The following is a 19,430-nucleotide window of genomic DNA, read 5'->3' as shown; positions in this document are numbered from 1 at the left end:
AATATCATTCAAAATCTGAATGTGGATGATTTGATGACTTACCTTCCATAAAGGTCTGAATACAATCATCTGAATTAATCCACTAGTGTCTTAACCACTGAAAATCCAATATTTACGTAACCAACTTACTTATAGCGAATTGTACAATTTTTCATATCGAATTTTTTATCCATATTTAGTTTAAGACACCCTTCCTTTTTCTACATTTGTGAATTCATTCACAGGAACAAAAAAACTAACTATGAGCTTGCAAAACTTCACCGAAAATCATCAATTACTCTTTTCCTACAAATATACCTGGGCACCAATTGTGCAGGGTTACAACAATCGCACATTATACGTGAATGTTGGCAATGGTGAGATACAGGAGAAACCTGTCAGCCAGCTGATGAAAGAAAAATTCACCGGCGGGAAGGGTTTCGGACTTAAACTGTTATGGGATGCAACTACACCCAAAACACGGTGGAATGATCCTGAGAATGAAATAGTTATCAGCATGGGTCCAATTTGTGGAATCACACAATATTCGGGAACAGGAAAATCACTGGTAGTTACGCTTTCGCCTCAAACTGATATTCCTGTCGACAGCAATGTTGGGGGTTACTTCGGGCCTTTCCTGAAATTTGCAGGATTCGATTCACTGGAATTGCAAGGTAAATCAGATAAGGATGTCATTGTTCTCATTGATGAAACACGCGAAGTGATTGAAATCTATGAAGCAGGACTGGAATCAATGGATAGTCATTTAATGGCAGAGTATCTTACTGAAACCCTTGCTGAAACAGAAAAGGACCGCGTAAATGTTGCAGTTGTTTCAGCAGGCAGTGCCGCTGAGCATTCCTTGATAGGGATGCTGAATTTCAGTTTCTTTGATGCCCGCCGGAAACTGGTTAGGCTCAAACAAGCAGGCCGTGGAGGTATCGGAACCGTTCTCCGCGATAAAAAAATCAAGGCTATTGTTGCACATACAAAAGGCGTAACCGGAAATCGCAATAATGTTGTCGACCTTCAGGCTATCATGGAAAGAGGTAAGACTTTTAACCGTGAAATGCGCGAGCTGGATGATAAACAATGCGAAATGAGGAGTAAGGGAACGGCTCATCTCACTCATATTATGGATGATTATGACCTTCTTCCTGTAAATAATTTCAAATTCGGGAATCACCCTGATACCCATAAAATCAACGGGGAAGTCTGGAAGTCATTCTTCACCCAGGGAGTGCCCGATGGATGCTGGATTGGTTGTAATATGTCCTGTGCTAAAGGAGTTGATAACTATGAACTGAGGTCGGGCCCCTACAAAGGTTCGAGAGTGATTGTCGACGGTCCGGAATATGAATCAACCTCCTCTTTAGGTTCGATTGCTGGCATCTTCAATCCCGATTTTACCATTGAATCTAACTTCTATTGTGATACATACGGTATTTGTACCATTTCCTGGGGAACCATCCTTGGTTTCATTATGGAATGTTATGAGAATGGTATCCTGAATGAAGAGAGGACCGGGGGCTTAAAGTTAAATTTTGGCAATGCCACCAATGCCATGGAATTATTGCATATGGTTGCCAGAGGTGAAGGATTTGGCAAAATTGCAGGTTTGGGAGTGAAGAAAATGAAAGAACTCTTCGCCGAAAACGGATGGGGAGATTACGGATTCATGCAGGATATCGGCATGGAAAACAAAGGTCTTGAATATTCACAGTACGTTTCCAAGGAATCTCTTGCTCAGCAGGGGGGTTATGCCATGACCAATAAAGGCCCTCAGCATGATGAAGCCTGGCTGATCTTCATGGATATGGTTAATAATCAGATCCCCACTTTCGAAAAGAAGGCAGAGGCTCTTCATTATTTCCCAATGTTCCGCACCTGGTTCGGATTACAGGGATTATGCAAACTACCCTGGAACGATGTGGAGCCCGAAGATAATGCCCAATCGGATGAACCGGCTAAAGTTCCTCAGCATGTTGATAATTATGTTACTATTTATAAAGCAGTTACCGGAAGTACAACCTTTGACAAACATGAACTGATTCGTCAAAGTGAAAGAGTATATAACTTCCAGCGCATCTTCAATATCAGGATGGGTAAAGGTCTTCGCTTGCATGATGCCCAGCCTTACCGGGCCTGTGGTCCTGTTACCCAGGAAGAATACCTCAGCCGCCAGGAACGCTATGACAAGCAACTTATTGATCTCCAGGGTATGGATCCGGAAAAAATGAGCCTGGAGGAAAAAATGACTGCCACACGCAAATATCGCGAAAACCGTTATGAACAATTGCTCGATGCTGTTTACAAACGCCGCGGCTGGACCCCTAATGGTGTTCCAACACTTGATCATCTCAAATCTATTGGGATGGATCTGCCACAGGTGATTGAAATTGTAAACCCATTGCAATAAATAACAACAAACTTTTCATTCCAACACTCAACCAACCACCAGGAGGCTGACTCAATAGTTTGAGACAGCCTCCTTTTTTTAGAACATCTAGTGAGTTTTTACTCAAATATAAAAATATCAGGAGGTGGATGCATCTTATTATAGGGTTAAATTCTAGAGCTATCCTGAACTAAATTTTTAAGTTGTGATGGATAAATGAATATATATATCTTGTAACCCCAGCCTTTAGGCTGGGGACACTCTGCTCAACAAAAACCGTGGCCTTTAGGCCTGACCGATTGGTTTGAAGTTGAGCAGAAAAAATGATTCCTGTTAGTTCTTTCAATATTCACTGAAACAATACCCGAAATTTCATTCTGAAACAATAACCATTATGAAGGTAAATGTAATCATAACAGGTTTATTAATTCCTTTCATTCCATAAGTCAGGCCTAAAGGCCGCTTTTACATGGTATTGACCAACCCCAGCCTGAAGGCTGGGGTTACAAGATTGAAGCAATGAAAGAGGCCAACTCATAATTGAGGCTTTCTGTTTTATTAATTTTTATCAAGTCTATCAGCACATTCAGCTTACTCCGTATATTTTCATATAAGTAAACTTTAAACCTCCTTACTGTGTTATATTCGCTTAACAAATAAATTTTTTATGCAGTCAAATGCTAAAACAGTAGACCAGTACATTTCTGAACTTCCGGAAGATCGCAAACAGATCATTGCCGACCTGGTTGCAGTTATCCGGCAAAATCTTCCTGCAGGATTCTCCGAAGGAATGGCTTATGGAATGTTAGGATGGGCAGTCCCTCATTCTTTATATCCCGCGGGTTATCATTGTGACCCGAAACAACCCTTACCTTTTCTCAGCCTGGCTTCACAAAAAAACTACATTTCATTGTACCATATGGGGCTTTATGAAGGAGCACTCCTTGATTGGTTCCAGGAGCAATGGAAATCAGTAACGCCTAAAAAACTGGATATGGGAAAATGTTGCATTCGGTTCAAAAAAGCCGAAGATATCCCCCTTTCCTTAATTGGTGAACTGGTAACAAAGATCTCACCCGCAGATTGGATAAGTATTTATGAAAAATACCTGAAAAAGTCCTGAACCTGAATTAATAGATTTCTGAGAAGCTACCACTTACGACCAATTTCTGCTTCCCATCAGAATATCTATCCAATTATTGAGATTATTTCATAGCATCAGTTTAATAGTTGAGCGAATAATTACAGTCGCTCAACGATTCTACTTGCTTTTCTGGATATTTTTTATTATAATTGTATCAATAATCAGGGATCATCTCAAAAGTTTATGAAATTCTGCCTGGTAGTAATCTTAATTCTTCTGGCATCTTTTCTCAAAGGCCAATCGTTTACAATGGTGGGGGTTGTTACCGATGAAATGGGATCGCCTTTGAAAAGAGTGAATATTTTCAAATCCGGGAACGAAAATTCAGGGACAAGTAGCGGGGCAGATGGATATTTCAGCCTTTGGTGCAATAACGATGACACCCTGATTTTCAGCCATATTGCCTGCGAAACAAGGCGAATACCAGCTAATACCCTTTCCAATACCCAAAATCCGGCATCAAACATCATTGTTTTAAAGTCCAGGTCTTTCCCTCTTAAACAAGTCACCATCTCTGAAAAAAGGGACCATCGCTTCAGGTATCTCCTTGATTTTGAAACCATCAATGAAGATATTCTGAAGCTTGAAATCCACGGAAGGCAAAAGTTCCTCTCATTATATAGTCCATCAGAAAAATTATACTGGAAATGTTTACTTCCGGTGTATCTGAATAAATGCAATCACCTGGGAAGAGATTTCCTTTCCAATATATATCTGCATTCTGAAGATACACTCTATCAAATCAAGGCAGACACTTCTCTTTGCCAGATCATGCAAGGGATTCCAAGATACAGATATCAATATATTATGGATCCTTGTGTTGGCTGGCTTAGCAGCGGCATCCTGGTTAAGAGATTCGGAGAATACAATCAATCGGTCACTTTGGTTATCAGGAATAAAAGTCAGAGAACACTAATTTATACCCAGGAAGATGTACTAGCCCGCATGCATTGCAGTGACCTTGATAATGTTGGTTCCGCTCATGCAGGTCTAGGATTTCAGATGGTAAGTCCGGATGAAAAGAATAATCACCCTGCTTCTTTAAGCCGGCAGTTTGCCTTGCGCGGAAGTGGTCGCAGTGCCTCCAGCAAGGGAATTTCCAAACCGATCAGTGTAGAATCTTTCTGTATGCAGGACACTATTTATGTATATGATCATTCTATCGATCAGATGTTTATCTTCAACAGTGGAGGTAAACTTATTAATCAGGGACAGATTACACATAATAATAAAGAGTTCCTGAGGAAATACCTTATTGATGAAAATGAACAAATGGTTTATGGTGTATTCAGAAACAAAAAAGGGATCTATCTCCAGCCTATCAACTACCGAAACGGGAAGCCGGTTGGTGCGGGGAAATCTCTTGATATTTACTTCTATGAAAAAGTAAGAATTGTCAACAACCAGGCCATATATATGCAATATGACCATTTGGCGAATTCCCGATGGATTAAGAAATCGGCACTCTGATACCCTCTCACATTCATTGTTGTTGAACACTTTTCCGATACAGGAAATAGGTATATCTTTACCTCTCAAATCAAACCAATCCATTATGAAGTCAACGATCAGCTTAATTACCTTAACACTTATGTTTGTCGCATCATTTGCTCAAAACCCTTTCCTGGTAAAACAGTGGAGCACTCCCCATGAAGTTCCTCCATTCAATTTGATCAAAACAGAACATTTTATGCCTGCCATCAATGAAGGCATTAAGACCCATACTACTGAAATCCAACAAATTATTCAAAACAAGCAAGCCCCGACTTTTGCTAACACCATAGAAGCGCTGGAAAATTCAGGGCAGTCACTTTATCGCGTCATCACTATATTGGGAGTTTATACCTCCTCCAATACCTCAGATGGAATACAGGAAGTTGATAAGGAATCTTCTCCCCTCCTCTCAGAGCATTACGATGGTATCTATATGAATGACCTTCTCTTTACCCGCGTAAAGGCTGTTTATGAGAAGCGTGCCTCACTGAAATTGCAAGGTGAACAAGCCAAACTGCTGGAAGAAACCTATAAACGCTTTGTAAGAAATGGGGCTCTGTTGCCTGAAGCCAAAAAATCGAGGATGAAGGAGATCAATTCAAAAATATCCGTATTAAATGTTCAATTTGGCGAAAATCTCCTTAAGGCAACCAATGGCTATTATATGACCATTGAAAAAGAATCGGATCTTTCAGGACTGCCTGCCGTATTGGTAGAATCAGCCTCTTCTTTTGCAAAGAAGAAAGGCCTTGAGAATAAATGGGCTTTTGGACTCAGTAAAACTACGGTTATGCCTTTTATCACTTATGCCGATAACAGGGTATTGCGGAAACAATTATATGAATACTACCTCAACCGTTGCAATGGGGGAAAATATGATAATAATCCCGTGATTGCTGAAATCGTAGCCTTAAGGGCGGAGAAAGCTAAACTGATGGGATTTCCTGATTATGCATCCTATGTTTTGGACGACAATATGGCTAAAACACCTTCTAATGTTGATAAATTGCTGAGCCAGTTATGGAAACCTGCCCTTGCTATGGCGAAACAGGAAGAATCCGATATACAGGAGATGATCATCAGGGAAGGTGGCAGTTTTAAGGTTCAACCCTGGGACTGGTTCTATTATACAGAGAAAATCCGTCTTGCAAGGTATGATCTCAATGAAGAAGAGATGAAACCCTATTTCCCGGTAGATAGTGTCAGAAAAGGCGTGTTCTATGCTTCAGGTAAGCTCTTTGGACTAACTTTCAAAAAGAGGACCGATCTTCCTGTTTACAATAATAAAGTGGAAACTTATGAAGTATATGAAGCTAATGGGATGCTGGCAGGGATACTTTATGTTGACTACTATGCCGGAACGGCCAAACGTTCAGGAGCCTGGATGAATAACTACCGCGACCAGAAAAAAGTGAATGGGAAAGATGTCCGGCCCATCATCTCTATCAATTTCAATTACCCTGCCCCTGCAGAAGGGGAAACCACTTTGCTGACCTGGGAAGAAGTTTCGACATTCTTCCATGAATTCGGCCATGCTTTACATGGAATGCTTACCCGTTGCACCTATGCCAGCCTTTCAGGGACAGCTGTTCCCCGTGATTTTGTTGAACTGCCTTCACAAATAATGGAGAATTGGGCTAATGAACCTGAACTCCTGAAAGTATATGCAAAACATTACAAGACAGGAGAAGTGATACCGGCATCATTGGTAACAAAAATGAAAAATGCTGAAAAGTTTAATATGGGCTTTGTTACCACTGAATACCTGGCCGCTGCATTACTGGATATGAAATACCACAGCCTGGAATTCCAAAACAACATCGAACCTCAGTTGTTTGAACAAGTAGAGATGGATAAACTTGGACTCATCGATGCAATACCCGCACGATATAAAAGCACTTTCTTCCAGCATGTATTTGCAGGAGGTTATTCTGCCGGCTATTATGCTTATATCTGGGCTGAAGTGCTTGATGCTGATGCTTATTCCTACTTCAGGAAATACGGCGTTTTTGACAAGGCAACTGCTGATAGTTTCAGAAAGAATATCTTAGAAAAAGGTGGAACTGAAGATGCTATGAAATTATACAGACAGTTTACCGGGGGAAAAGATCCTCAAGTCCAGCCTCTTATCGATCGACGTGGATTGAATTAGTCATTCAATTCCATTTGTGAAGGAGTCTCCAATAAGGTATCATTGATGCAACCCATAACTATTGCAACAATCAACCCTTTTTGTGGCATCGATGATCATATTATATCTCATCATCACGATTCCTGAAAGAATTTCTGGCAATTACTCTATATCCTAACTCAAAACTAACCCTCATGAATCAATATAAAATATACGGAAGCCTGGTCTTTCTTTTCATAACCCTGACCTCTTTTGCTCAAACATCAAATAGCCAGGTACCTGGTCAATCCATATTTGGAATATCGTCAGAATCGCTTTGGTCAGATTATGGAGGCAATATCCTGAAAAGCACCCATGAATCTGCATCCTTGTCTGATTCGATTCACATAAGTAATTATGATACCACCGAATTGAGTTTTCAGCTAGCCCAGAGGACCTTTATTTCCTATGACTCCGGCGGTATGATGATTCAGCGGATGAAACTCTCCAAGGATAAAAACGGGTTCTGGAAGAATTATTCGAATGATACACTCGTTTATATAGGATTACAGCTTAGGAAAGTTGTATCTCAACAATGGGATAATCAACTGAATAGCTGGAAAAATGCACTTAAATTCGATTATTCATACGATACACTCAATGTACTTACAAATATCATCATGAGTACATGGAATGCCGGTGAATTTCAGTGGACATTCAGCGAAAAGCAATCTTTTACTTATACTGGAAGCGGATTAGTAAATATAGATCTTCTCCAGGCCTGGAATGGCAATCTGAGTACCTGGGAAAACCGGAGCCGTACCACCCATACCTATGCAAACTCATTACCATCCAATGAATTATATGAGCAGTGGGATCCCATTTCTCTTTCATGGTTGAATTATACCCGAAGTACATTAACTTATTCCTCCGGTAAACTTTCAAGAACTATCATCGAAAAATATCTTCAAGCCTTATCAGCCTGGGAAAACGCTTCCAAAAATGAATACAGCTATAATGCTGATGGCAAACTGGAAACGGATACACAGCAATTGTGGTCAAATGCTGCCTGGGTGAATTCCAACCTTCTTTCCTATACCTATAATTCAGGAAACCTTGTAAACTTATTGACCAAAAAGTGGCAACCACATTTGAATGATTGGAGAAATTCAATCTCTGAAGAAACCTATTTCTCCAGTCACGAGGTTTTTGGAATTTATGAGAAACCTGAATCAAGCATCCTTGCCTTGAACCCTGTTTCAAAAAGTGCCCCACTCCGACTCATTGGACTTCAGGAGAGCCTGAATTACCAGGTTACCCTGACAGATATGAATGGAAGGAATATGTTCAATCAGAAGGTTAAAGGCAATACTATGATCAATCTGCCAGGGAACCTGAACAATGGAATTTATATTTTGCGGTGCATAAATCCTGCCGGGAATATTAGGGTACAGAAGGTCCTTCTCACTGATTAAAAGGCTGGTTTACTTCTTATTGACTTCCACAATCACCATCACAGCTTTTTGTCCGGTCAAAGAAGTAGAGAAAGCAACCATGCCTTTCTGATCCGTAAACTTGATTTCATCTTGTATCTGGTCGCCTAAAGCTTCTTTTATCTTCGCAGTATAGGACAATTTGCGGCTGTTGCTGATTTTCTTGTTGAGTTTCTTATAATCGATCGGGGCTTTTGTCATTACAATCGCCATCAGGTCCTTCTTCCCTATACTATCAGGTTGCATGGAGTAATCCTTCGGGAACAGTCTTGTCCCGGTGATCCCACAATAGGGTGAATGCTTAGGTGTATAAGGAAATAACACATAAGAGGAACCATCGGTTTCCTGTCCGAAAACATAGGTATAACACTCCATATTATTAGTAACCTGGAGTTTAAACCTGCTATCCTCCGATAAAGCATTCCTGGTTGAATATACATTCTCTGACCGATACTCCAAGGGAATAATTTCAGTTTGGTTTTGGTCAGCAATATTCAACACCAGTCCAATTTCAGCAGTAAGCATATCACCAGGTTGTTGCCCTGTAGTACCCATGGGATATAGTCCATAGGCTTCTTTCACAAAATGATCGAAATCCCTGTACCTGACCCAGGCTATGCCCTGTTCTCCCCATTCCTGTCCCCAGCTGTTCATGATCTGGAAGGCTCCTCCTTCAAGGAAATCATCATATCCAATCACACACATGGCATGGCCACCGAAACCATTCATTTCATAATCTGATGATTGCGGAATCCATACTTTTTTATTTACCATATCTTGCATGAAACTGCCTCCTACCATCATCCCAATAACTACGGGGGCATTTTGGGCCAGATTTTGCTTGATGGCCAGCAGATCAGTTTTATAATCCTCTCCACCCCGGGATAAACGGTTAAATCCCTTGGTGCGGAACTGGCTGGCAAGTTGAAAATCTTCCTGCGCGGGCTGCTTGCTGCAATCCTGTTCATCATAAGGAAAACGGTCAAAAGGCACAGCACCAACCTGTGCCATATTCTCCATGGCTCTTATGATATAACTTCCCTGGCAACCCTCGAGTCCAATCTGGTTATAAAGAAACGAAGGGCTGAAGGCTACCTCGTCGGGATTCTGCCCCGACTCCCTGGCTTTCAGGATAGAGCGTGCACCATAAGCACTGGCCCAGGCCACGCAGGAACCCTGTGCCCCCTGGTTGCGGCGAACCGGGCAATACTGCTCAAGGCTGACTCTTTCAGGCAATGGATTGTTAATATTATCAGCCAGGGGTTCATACACCTCAGCTTTATCATACATCCTTTCGTCCAGCATCCCTCCCATCGAAAATCCATCACCTCCCAATCCCTGGTTCATTATTCCGCAGCTCTTTTGTCCACCAATAAAATAGAATAACCCACCAATGATCAATACCACAATTAAAAGCTTGGGATTTCTAAAGAGTAATGGTAACAATGCTGCCAGGCAACCGGCATTCATTCCGCCAGGTAATCGTCCGCCTCCCCCTGATCCGGGGAAATTATCTGAAGAGGACATGCCCCTGTCTTTGGTCATCCTGATTGGCATATAATTCTGATTTTAAAGGTTTAATTTTATACCTGCCAAATTTTAATGAAGATTTCGAATAAGAAATACAACTATTTAAACTTTAGATGGGGTACTCACTCAATAAAAAGGATCAGATAAAGATAAAAAACTCATTGGAATGATCATTCATCCTGAAAGAATACTCAGAGTTCGATGAGTTTAGTGTTATATTTGTAAGAATCAATTCGATAACCATGGCACATCATGAAGCTGAAGTTAACTTAAGTCCTGAAGAATCAAAGTTCAGGGATTTCATGTTGCGGGGAGACGATTTTTATAAAATAGAAATCTTCCGGTCGGCAAGAACCTGGTATGAACGGGCATTGGAACAGGATAACCGGTCAGAAAAAGCCCGAAAAAAGATTGAAGCCTGCAACCAGCAGCTGGCTTATGAAAAAAAAGTCTTCCTGATCCTGGGAATCATTGCTGCCGTTGCCCTGATTCTCTTTATCGCTTTATAAAGATTCTCCTATCTTTGTATAAAGTTGCTGCTCTATGAAACGGTTTTTTGCTCTTTTTGTACTCACTTTTTTCTTGTGTCCGCTCTTCATTTTTTCACAGGAATCTTCCAGGGATGAAGGTGGTTTCGAATTTGGAATCAATTTCGGAGTCTATGTCCCTTCGAAACACTCCGCCAATTACTATAACGGAACCATTGGTAATTTGAACAATACTCAATGGGTTATGAGTAACAGGGTTTTCTATGATTCCATTTTCAACAGGTTAGATGCGATTGACACTATTTTTATTGATACAGACGGATGGCCCACGAATATGCGTTATAAAATTGCAATGATGCCGGGGATATACGGCCAGTACTCATTCAATAGCACCTATGCACTGTATTTCAATTTCAATTACATGAAACTCACTACCCAGGATGCATTGATTTTCACCATCCCAAAACCCTTTACATCTTTTCCTGACCACACACTTTGTCCGATCAGGGGTGTGGAAGAACGGGTCTATTTCGATATCGGGCTGAAAAGAAATTTCCCTGTATCCGACCGGTTTGGTTATTTTGTGATTGGAGGGTTGAATGTGAATAATACAACCGTGATCAAATCCTCCTTCTTTGTTGAAGAGAAAGAATACAGTATCATCAATAATTATCTGAATGGGGTATACATTGGTCCAAATTCCCAGACGTTCAATATGAAGCAGGGAGGAATTGGCTGGGGCCTTTATTTCAGTGCTGGTGCTTCCTTCATGTTCGGGGATGTAGGTTTTGAACCAGGCTTTAATGCTCATTTTATCAGTACCCAACTCGACGGATATAACAAATATCGCCCCGGTGCCGGTTTCTATCTGCGCTTCATGTTAAACAACCTTCTGTTTAACGGAGAATAACCTTCAGCAAAATAGCCAAAAATTCTTTGCCCCTTTTACTTACCTTTGTAGGTTATTCCGGATTAACAGATAATTTGAAACAGTTACTCTTCATAGGGATTCTATTATTGTTTCTTGGCGGTTGTGATTCAAAACAACCGGCCAGTAAATTATTATTTCAGAAGAATGAATCTGAATCACAGGTAATTGATCAGCCGGCTGCTATTTTTCTAGGTCAAAATATTGATGAGAAAGGCATCATTTCAGGCAAGGAAAAAAATGCTATTGAAAAGATCCTTACCCCTTTCCGGATCCCGGTGATTACATCAGAAGATAAAAAACTGGAATTCATCAAGCAAAATGGTGACATCATAAGCCTGGATATAAAAACACTGCCGGCAAAATACGACCTCATCCTCTTTAACGCAGTTAAGGACCCTTTCCCCTGTAACTATAAAGATCTTAGCAGTGCTGCATCTCTGTATTTCTCCGAAAACAGTCAATTCCAACCATCAATCAGGAACTTTCCACCTGTAGGATTTCATGCAGTTTTAAGTCCCGATTCTTCCAAAGTTTCAGAAGTAAGAATAAATAAACCTATCCCTTCTGAAAAACCCAAAAAAGTTGTTATTTACCGGGCTGATAATGATTCCTCATCATTGAAAACCAGGACTTTCCCCGGCATTACTTTTATAGAAAACCGCTATGATTCCAGAACCCTGCTGGAAGTTACCTTTGAAAATGATATCATCACTTTTCTGAATACTGACAGGTATTTTACCAATGGAGTCACCATTTCACTTCAAGCACCCTGGATCAGGAATTTACGGCTTTCAAGTCTGATGATTCCATACAGGAATTCTGCTTACAGTGCCAGTTCTCTCAAGCTGGTACAAAATATGTACACCCCAACAGATACTCGTATTGCACCGGCATTGCATAATGACAGGCCTTATGCATCTTACCTTTATCTTGGATATAGCAGAACCATTTCAGACCCCTCCCGACTGTTAAGGATAACTTCGGAATTAGACCTGGGATTCACGGGCCCATATTCTCCTGGTTCATATATGCAGACTTTGGTTCATAAGACCTTCCCAACAAATGATAAACCTCTTGGATGGGAAACTCAAATCAGGACAGATGCCATTGTTAATTATAATATCAATGTAGAGAAAACGTTGATTGATAAGGATCATTTCCAGCTGTCAGGCAGTGTATCCGCTAAGGCAGGAAGTCTTTATACACAAGCATCAACAGGGATTAGAATAGCTGCAGGCCAGCAGATTTCTCCTTATTTCCCGTCTGTCGGAAAAAAACAAGGGAACTGGCAGTACTCCTGGTATTTCGAAACCAAAGGGAGTTTTGTGGGATATGATGCAACATTGCAGGGAGGAATATTCAATAAGGAAAACATTTTTACCCTCGCACCTGGTGATATCTCCCGATGGGTAGCTACTGTTGAAACAGGATTGCAACTCAGGTATAAAGATTCCGGCCTCGAATTGGCACAACATTTCCTCAGCCCGGAATACAAGGGAGGAATGATTCACAAGTGGGGAAGAATCAGCCTGTTTTTCAAATTATAGATTCAGTACAACAACGGGCTATGTTAAGACCTTCCTTTTCAATTGTCGCATACAAAGTGCAGACCGCTCTTGACTTCAGCAAGAAGAAGGCCGGTAAAATATTCGTTTTCTTCACTTTAAGTCCTGTCTTCCTTTATTCTTTCATTTCTTTTCTTTTTTTCTCAAATCCATCCAGCATATCGGAGGATCAACTGATCCCTTTACATCCCCCGAAACAGGAAGTTTCTCTCCTTTTCATGGGTGACATCATGCAACATATGCCCCAGGTTGAAGCAGCCTGGAATGATAGTTTGAACATGTACATCTATGATTCCTGCTTCAAATACATTTCACCCTTAATCCAGGGTTATGACCTGGCTATTGCCAACCTGGAAACTACACTGGCAGGAAAACCTTTCAGTGGCTATCCTGCTTTTAGTTCTCCCGATGAATTGGTCGTTGGAATGCTAAATGCCGGCATCGACCTGGTAGGAACAGCGAATAATCATTGCTGTGACCGTGGACTCACAGGTGTAAAGAGAACGGCAGTAATGCTCGATAGCCTGGGATTAGCGCATTTCGGAACCTATAAAAATGAGAAAGATTATTTAACTCAAAATCCAAAGATTGTCCGCAAAAATGGCATAACCCTGGCTTTCCTGAACTATACCTATGGAACAAATGGTATCCCCGTGCCGGAAGGGACAGTGGTAAGTCTGATAGAAAAAGAAAGGATCAAAAAAGACCTGGAAGCAGCTCATGATTCAATCCCCGACAAAACGATCATCTTTATCCATTGGGGAGAAGAATACCAGCGTGAGCCCAATGCCTTCCAGAAAGAAATTGCGGAATATTGTTTTAAGCTGGGAGCTGATATCATCATTGGATCTCATCCCCATGTAATACAACCCATGGAATGGCATTATGCCGACAGCGTCAGTAAAGAAAAGCTGGTAGTATGGTCATTAGGGAATTATGTATCCAACCAACGGAAAAGATATACTGATGGAGGTGCAATGGTGGGAATAACATTACAAAAAATCAATGGCAACACCACGATTAAACAAGCGGATTACCAATTAAGCTGGGTCTTCAATCCCTTGAGAAATGGCAAACGGCAGTATTACATCTTACCGGCTAAATCATTTGAAAACGATTCCGTTATGCTGGATAAGGAAAGTAGTGCTTCCCTGAAAACATTTGTTGCTGATTCAAGGGAATTGCTGAGTAAGAATATCCGGATCCCGGAAAAATAATCAGTATTACTTTCTCACCTCCACTTCCACAATTCCAAATTCGGGAAACTCAATTGATTCACCTGCTTTCAGTTCAATGGACTGATCAGCATGAGTTTTTATTACCATTCCGGAAGGTTTAAAGGCATTCCATTCCATCTTACAAACCCCGGGGACTCCTCCTGCATTGAATAACCTGATTCTGAATCCTTCCTGAGTAGGCTCTACTAAAGTTGCGATTACATTTGGATTAGACAGTGTAAACAATGGCAATTTCTTTTGTTCACCAACAGCAGGCAGCACCAGGAGAGGTTGATTGAAAGCAAGCCCATTGCGCTGTGTTTCTCCAAGGTTGAATAATCCATGAGGTATTAATGCATAGGTAAAAGTCACAGGCCCTTCCTGATCTGCTTTGTAATTGGTATGCCAGTAATTATTCATCACATAGGAAAACAATGTCGGGTTCAAATCAGGTTTGGTTTTCCATGTTTTGACTCCATATTTACCGGGCTGTTCATCAAGCATTTTACCGGGTTCAATCAGGCAAGCCTCTTTCAGTAGTAAGGTTATCCCATAACTCTGATTGGAAACATCGCACCAATGCTGCACTGAATAATAATCCTGGTTGGATCCTGCCAATTGATCCACACCCGGTTGAAAAATCCCACCCCAGCCGGTATTGAATCGCTCTGTGGCATCGGGAATATTAAACGGAAAAGCAAAGTGAACGGATTCTTTTTCCCTGATGGCTTTTTTATCCACTGTATTCCTGATTTCAACCCGATTGAGATCCCTAAAAAGAATTACTTCACGGCTCAGTGAATGGGTACCTTCAGCCTCTCCCTTAATGATTACCGAGGTCAGCACCGGGCCATTCTCACTGATCACCGCGGTTGGAGTCGCATTAGTAACAGCCTTTCCGGGATCCTTCCCAGGTACATACAGGTACTCATTCAACCCGGTATAAAGAAGTGTATCAACAAATTGCCAGCTTAATGGTAAGTACTTAAGCTGTTTGATACTTCCGGTTTCAGGACTAAATTCTATCTCCAGATTTTCATTTTTCAATGTATCCGTTGCCACTTCAGGCCATTCAAGTTCAACTGCCTGATCACTGCGAATCAGTTTTAATCGTGACGAAGACATTGGTGGCACCGTTAGCTGAACAGCTACCCTCCCATCCGAAAGTCTTTGAGAAGTCAGTAAAGAACCGTTTTCATCCCGTACTTCCTTCAACAGTATCGAAACCTCCTTGTCCAGGTAGATTACATCCTTTCGCTGCCAGGAAAGTGTATTGTAAACATCCACAAACCCGGGCAGGGTTTTACCTCCGCGAAGCAACGGTTCTTCAATCTGCCTGATCAGCACATCAGCATCAGTTGCATATTGCTTTTTGTAGTTCCATTGTGACAGTACAAAGGGTAAGTCCGGGTCTGAAATACTATTATAAGCTCCCCAGGTATGTTCATCCCATAACAATATCTTCTTCCAGGCTTGGGTAACCAAATCAGTAGGGTAAGCCTCAGGATCTGCCAGGGAATATAATGTGCTGAGGGAGGTAAGCTTTTCGCTATTCAGGCGGTTCATAGCCATTTCAGCAGCAGAGGAGTAGGCGCCATCTTCCCAGTAGGGGCTCATATCACCTGAAAACACTGGTAATTGATCACCATATCGTTTTTCAAAGGCTGAAAACATGGCATCCACTGTATTTAAAACCATTTTAGGTGATTTGTATTTATGGTTCCAGTCCAGCACAAAATTCGATATCAGGCTGTCGGTGGGACCATTGTCAGCTACAATATTATATCTCCATTGGACCATTTCATAAGGATAACCGGATTGATCCAATTCATCCATATAGGCTGAAATCCGTTTTTTGCCCCTGGGTGTTGCAATATCCCCGGCTTTGAAACCATGCCAGGAGGAATATCCCTTTCCTGCCATCCAGAAGAGCATCTTCTCAGTCCCATCAGGTGTAACCCACCAGAATGGCCTGTCTTTCCAATTGATATTGGAGTTACCTACCCGGTCGCCTTCGTAAGGATAAGCTCCAACAAAATTGGGCCCGTTGGAAAAATAACGGATGCCTGATTCACATAATGCTGCAATGCTGGCCCATGTAAGGCCGGGGATGTCTCCTATCATCACGGCAGGAATCCTTATCCCCCACGCTTTTTCAAGTTCCTGAGCATAGGAAGTAAACTGGAATAACTCTTCAGGCTGACAAATCCCGGTCATGATATTCGCATATAAGCCACCTATCCCAATTTTCCCATTCCGTATCGCCTGAACCAGTTTGCTTTTCTGATCAGGAGAGGCAATTTTCAGAAAGTTCTCAATGGCCAGCGTGGTCTCAATATTCCATTTGTATTGAGCCTCTGTTGGAAGGTCCCGGGTTTGGTCAATATAACGCAAAGCATTGGCTATATTCTTGTTATGGATATCAATGACCTCTTCCTGCAAATGTGAGTATCCAACATCATAATGAGCATGATGAATAAGGTGTATCTCCCTGAATTTCAATGGCTTTAAATCAACATCAAATGATCGGGCCTTCTGACCGGGAATGATAACCTCCACTTTTATCCTGGTAACCGTATCGACCACTTTATGGAAAATCTCAAATGTATTGAGGCCTGATTTAAGGGTAAATCGATACTTCTGATCACCATCAACTAACAAGGTAATCGGAGTATCTTTACCAAAATGGGTTGCCATTACCTGCATAGGCTGCATTTCATCATTTGTTACCAGTGATACAGGATTAATGGTCACCTTTTCCTCAAATTCATATTTGAAAGTCATATACCAATCCCTGCTATCCTGCGCCTGTCCGACAATTTTCAGCTTTACAGGTTTCCCTTTTTCTATGGATGAAACCGGCACCTTTAAATACATGTAACCATGAGAATCACCTGCCCCGTCATCTGTTTTCCATTCAAATACTACGGCTGATTCCCCGGCACCTGAAAAGGTCCAGAATGGAGTGGATTTCGCCTTATACGTCTCAAAAGTCAAAGATTTTTGTTCATTTACATAAAGGTCGAATTTCCTGTCACCTTTGCTTGTATTCTTCGAATGGGCTGCCACCCAGGCAAAGTATACATATTTGCCCGAATAATTCAACGGGACAGTTTCCGTTTCCCATTCAATATCATACTTACCATCAGTACACCTGGTAAGTAAAGCCATGCTGGCAAATTCAGGCAAGGCTGAGAAATAGGTGATATTCTCACCCTTGATTTCCCTGGTATATCCTTTCAGGTAACTGATCTTTCCAAATACCGGAACTTCAACCTGGGACCAGGCTTGTAAGGAGATGAAAATAAATAAGAATGCAAGTACTGTGTTTTTCATATTTGCTGATGCTAAGTATTAATACCTGGAAAAATATCCCGTCCTGTATGATCTGTCAATACAAGAAATCAGAGCGATAGCTGATTCCCGGAATATTTTTGTTCATATGTTCATACATATGATATTTCAAAAATAAACATTTATTGTAATCCTGCCTGAAATTATTAATAAAATCTGAACAAGAGTGGTATATAAACAGTTATATAATACAGAATTACATCAAGAAAATTTGAAGTATATTTGCAAAAAATAATTTATAAACCAAATCAAATAAAAAATGGCAGTTTTAGTAGGCAAAAAAGCCCCTCTTTTTGAAGCTGAAGCCGTTGTCAACGGCGGTGAATTCGTTGAAAAATTCTCTCTTGCACAGTATATTGGCAAGAAGCATGTTGTATTCTTCTTCTATCCTCTGGATTTCACATTTGTTTGTCCAACCGAAATTATTGCTTTCCAGGATAAACTAGCTGAATTTGAAAAACGGAATACCGTAGTTGTTGGATGTTCTGTTGACAGTAAATTCTCACATTGGGCATGGCTCAACACAGAAAAGAAAAATGGTGGTATCAAAGGTGTTACCTTCCCTATAGTTGCTGACCTCTCAAAGACTATTGCTGAGAATTATGATGTTCTGGCTGGTGAATGGGAATACAATGAAGATGATGATTATGTTGAATTCTCCGGAGATCCTGTAGCTTATCGTGGACTATTCCTAATCGACAAGCAGGGAATCGTACGTCACCAGGTTGTAAATGATCTTCCACTTGGACGTAGCGTTGATGAAGCTCTTCGCATGGTGGATGCTCTTCAGTTCAATGAAGAAAACGGTGAAGTGTGCCCGGCTAACTGGAAAAAAGGTGACGAAGGCATGAAAGCAGATGCTGAAGGTGTTGCCTCTTACCTAAGCAAACACTAAGATCTATTTATGATCAAAAAGAAGACTGCTCTAACGGGCGGTCTTTTTTTTTGAACCAGTAAACAGACTACTTAAAAGTTGCTCCTGATCAATTAGCTGTTTCCTTTTGTTTGCCTCCTAATATGAAGAAAATACCGAATTCCCATTGGGAAGGATTCAGGCTTAAACTATACTCAAATTGTCCATCGGTAAATCCAAATACATTCTGACTGGCCCAACTCAGGTTTAACCCTCCGAAATCAACCTCAACCCCTAATTTCTTTGTAAGGAAATACATGATCTCTGGAGAAAACTTCAGATAGGATACCTTGGTTCCATTAAAAACTTTCGAAAACTGATAATCCAGGGTGGAAGTTCCATATTGTGTGATCGCAGTGTGTTGAAAACCATAGGAATACACTACCCTTCCCGAAAGATATAACTGGTTTGAAACAGGTCTAAGGTATTTCAGAAATACCAATGCCGAAACGTTCCTGGTAAGTGTTTCATAGTCTACATAGGATGTCTGGCCGGCACCCGGCAAAATCGTGGAGGATATTCCATTATTCTTTTCCTGCAGATATCCAATGCCAAACCCCATCAGAATATTTCTCTTTACCATGGTTCCTCCTACTGGTATGACAGAAAATCCATGAGTAGTTATCCTGCTATAATTGGATGCATCGAGACTAGAAGTTTTATAAAAACTCAGATTACCATTCAGATAAATGGATTTATGCCCAATCTGCGCCTTCAAAAGCATTGACTGACCTGAAAATAATAGGATAAAAACAAATAAACCTATACGCATCTGATTGTAAATTAATGATTGATTTTTCCAGAGTAAATTTCA

General features: G+C 41.0%; 13 protein-coding genes. 10 read left to right on the top strand and 3 right to left on the bottom strand.

The features are described from left to right. Nucleotides 1-241 precede the first annotated feature (241 nt). The 5 genes from IPH84_06630 to IPH84_06610 all read left to right on the top strand — a co-directional run bounded on the left by IPH84_06630 (nt 242) and on the right by IPH84_06610 (nt 8,600). Nucleotides 242-2,398 (top strand): aldehyde:ferredoxin oxidoreductase, encoded by a 2,157-nt coding sequence (locus IPH84_06630; protein MBK7172900.1) that lies wholly within the window; start codon nt 242-244, stop codon nt 2,396-2,398. Nucleotides 2,399-3,044: 646 nt separating this feature from the next. Further along, nucleotides 3,045-3,500 (top strand): DUF1801 domain-containing protein, encoded by a 456-nt coding sequence (locus IPH84_06625; GenBank protein ID MBK7172899.1) that lies wholly within the window; start codon nt 3,045-3,047, stop codon nt 3,498-3,500. 204 nt (nt 3,501-3,704) lie between these two features. After that, complete coding sequence (locus IPH84_06620) at nt 3,705-4,991, top strand: hypothetical protein (protein MBK7172898.1); 1,287 nt, start codon at nt 3,705-3,707, stop codon at nt 4,989-4,991. Between the two features lie 85 nt (nt 4,992-5,076). Next, a complete protein-coding gene (locus tag IPH84_06615) occupies nt 5,077-7,167 on the top strand; it encodes a M3 family metallopeptidase (protein ID MBK7172897.1) in 2,091 nt (696 codons plus the stop codon). Nucleotides 7,168-7,340: 173 nt separating this feature from the next. Further along, nucleotides 7,341-8,600 (top strand): T9SS type A sorting domain-containing protein, encoded by a 1,260-nt coding sequence (locus tag IPH84_06610; protein ID MBK7172896.1) that lies wholly within the window; start codon nt 7,341-7,343, stop codon nt 8,598-8,600. Between the two features lie 9 nt (nt 8,601-8,609). On the opposite strand, the gene IPH84_06605 is transcribed toward IPH84_06610, so the two are convergent. Continuing rightward, the gene (locus IPH84_06605) at nt 8,610-10,175 is read right to left on the bottom strand and encodes a peptidase C1 (protein MBK7172895.1); all 1,566 of its coding nucleotides are present in this window, start codon (nt 10,173-10,175) and stop codon (nt 8,610-8,612) included. 215 nt (nt 10,176-10,390) lie between these two features. Between IPH84_06605 and IPH84_06600 the strand changes: the two genes are divergently transcribed. The 4 genes from IPH84_06600 to IPH84_06585 all read left to right on the top strand — a co-directional run bounded on the left by IPH84_06600 (nt 10,391) and on the right by IPH84_06585 (nt 14,349). Beyond that, nucleotides 10,391-10,657, top strand: coding sequence for a hypothetical protein (locus IPH84_06600; GenBank protein ID MBK7172894.1), 267 nt, complete (start codon nt 10,391-10,393; stop codon nt 10,655-10,657). Between the two features lie 34 nt (nt 10,658-10,691). Next, nucleotides 10,692-11,546, top strand: a complete 855-nt coding sequence (locus IPH84_06595; protein MBK7172893.1) for a hypothetical protein — start codon at nt 10,692-10,694, stop codon at nt 11,544-11,546. A gap of 74 nt (nt 11,547-11,620) precedes the next feature. After that, nucleotides 11,621-13,114, top strand: a complete 1,494-nt coding sequence (locus IPH84_06590; GenBank protein MBK7172892.1) for a lipid A deacylase LpxR family protein — start codon at nt 11,621-11,623, stop codon at nt 13,112-13,114. Between the two features lie 20 nt (nt 13,115-13,134). Further along, a complete protein-coding gene (locus IPH84_06585; GenBank protein ID MBK7172891.1) occupies nt 13,135-14,349 on the top strand; it encodes a CapA family protein in 1,215 nt (404 codons plus the stop codon). Nucleotides 14,350-14,355: 6 nt separating this feature from the next. Here IPH84_06585 and IPH84_06580 read toward each other — a convergent pair whose 3' ends face one another. Continuing rightward, nucleotides 14,356-17,685 (bottom strand): glycoside hydrolase, encoded by a 3,330-nt coding sequence (locus IPH84_06580; GenBank protein MBK7172890.1) that lies wholly within the window; start codon nt 17,683-17,685, stop codon nt 14,356-14,358. Between the two features lie 277 nt (nt 17,686-17,962). On the opposite strand from IPH84_06580, the gene IPH84_06575 reads away from it, so the two are divergent. Beyond that, entirely contained in the window at nt 17,963-18,598 is a 636-nt protein-coding gene (locus IPH84_06575) for a peroxiredoxin (protein MBK7172889.1), read from the top strand. Nucleotides 18,599-18,686: 88 nt separating this feature from the next. Here IPH84_06575 and IPH84_06570 read toward each other — a convergent pair whose 3' ends face one another. Beyond that, complete coding sequence (locus IPH84_06570; GenBank protein ID MBK7172888.1) at nt 18,687-19,388, bottom strand: hypothetical protein; 702 nt, start codon at nt 19,386-19,388, stop codon at nt 18,687-18,689. Between the last annotated feature and the right edge of the window lie 42 nt (nt 19,389-19,430).

Source organism: Bacteroidales bacterium, from assembly GCA_016707785.1.
In the GTDB taxonomy this organism is placed as follows: domain Bacteria; phylum Bacteroidota; class Bacteroidia; order Bacteroidales; family UBA4417; genus UBA4417.
Note: the sequence above shows the minus strand (reverse complement) of the source record. Positions and strands in the feature narration are given on the sequence as shown.

Excerpts from the sequence above, each read along its gene's own strand:
- IPH84_06575 (MBK7172889.1), top strand. The coding sequence starts at position 17,963 with ATGGCAGTTTTAGTAGGCAAAAAAGCCCCTCTTTTTGAAGCTGAAGCC.
- IPH84_06580 (MBK7172890.1), bottom strand. The coding sequence starts at position 17,685 with ATGAAAAACACAGTACTTGCATTCTTATTTATTTTCATCTCCTTACAA.
- IPH84_06585 (MBK7172891.1), top strand. The coding sequence starts at position 13,135 with ATGTTAAGACCTTCCTTTTCAATTGTCGCATACAAAGTGCAGACCGCT.
- IPH84_06625 (MBK7172899.1), top strand. The coding sequence starts at position 3,045 with ATGCAGTCAAATGCTAAAACAGTAGACCAGTACATTTCTGAACTTCCG.
- IPH84_06595 (MBK7172893.1), top strand. The coding sequence starts at position 10,692 with ATGAAACGGTTTTTTGCTCTTTTTGTACTCACTTTTTTCTTGTGTCCG.
- IPH84_06570 (MBK7172888.1), bottom strand. The coding sequence starts at position 19,388 with ATGCGTATAGGTTTATTTGTTTTTATCCTATTATTTTCAGGTCAGTCA.
- IPH84_06620 (MBK7172898.1), top strand. The coding sequence starts at position 3,705 with ATGAAATTCTGCCTGGTAGTAATCTTAATTCTTCTGGCATCTTTTCTC.
- IPH84_06630 (MBK7172900.1), top strand. The coding sequence starts at position 242 with ATGAGCTTGCAAAACTTCACCGAAAATCATCAATTACTCTTTTCCTAC.
- IPH84_06605 (MBK7172895.1), bottom strand. The coding sequence starts at position 10,175 with ATGCCAATCAGGATGACCAAAGACAGGGGCATGTCCTCTTCAGATAAT.
- IPH84_06610 (MBK7172896.1), top strand. The coding sequence starts at position 7,341 with ATGAATCAATATAAAATATACGGAAGCCTGGTCTTTCTTTTCATAACC.
- IPH84_06600 (MBK7172894.1), top strand. The coding sequence starts at position 10,391 with ATGGCACATCATGAAGCTGAAGTTAACTTAAGTCCTGAAGAATCAAAG.
- IPH84_06615 (MBK7172897.1), top strand. The coding sequence starts at position 5,077 with ATGAAGTCAACGATCAGCTTAATTACCTTAACACTTATGTTTGTCGCA.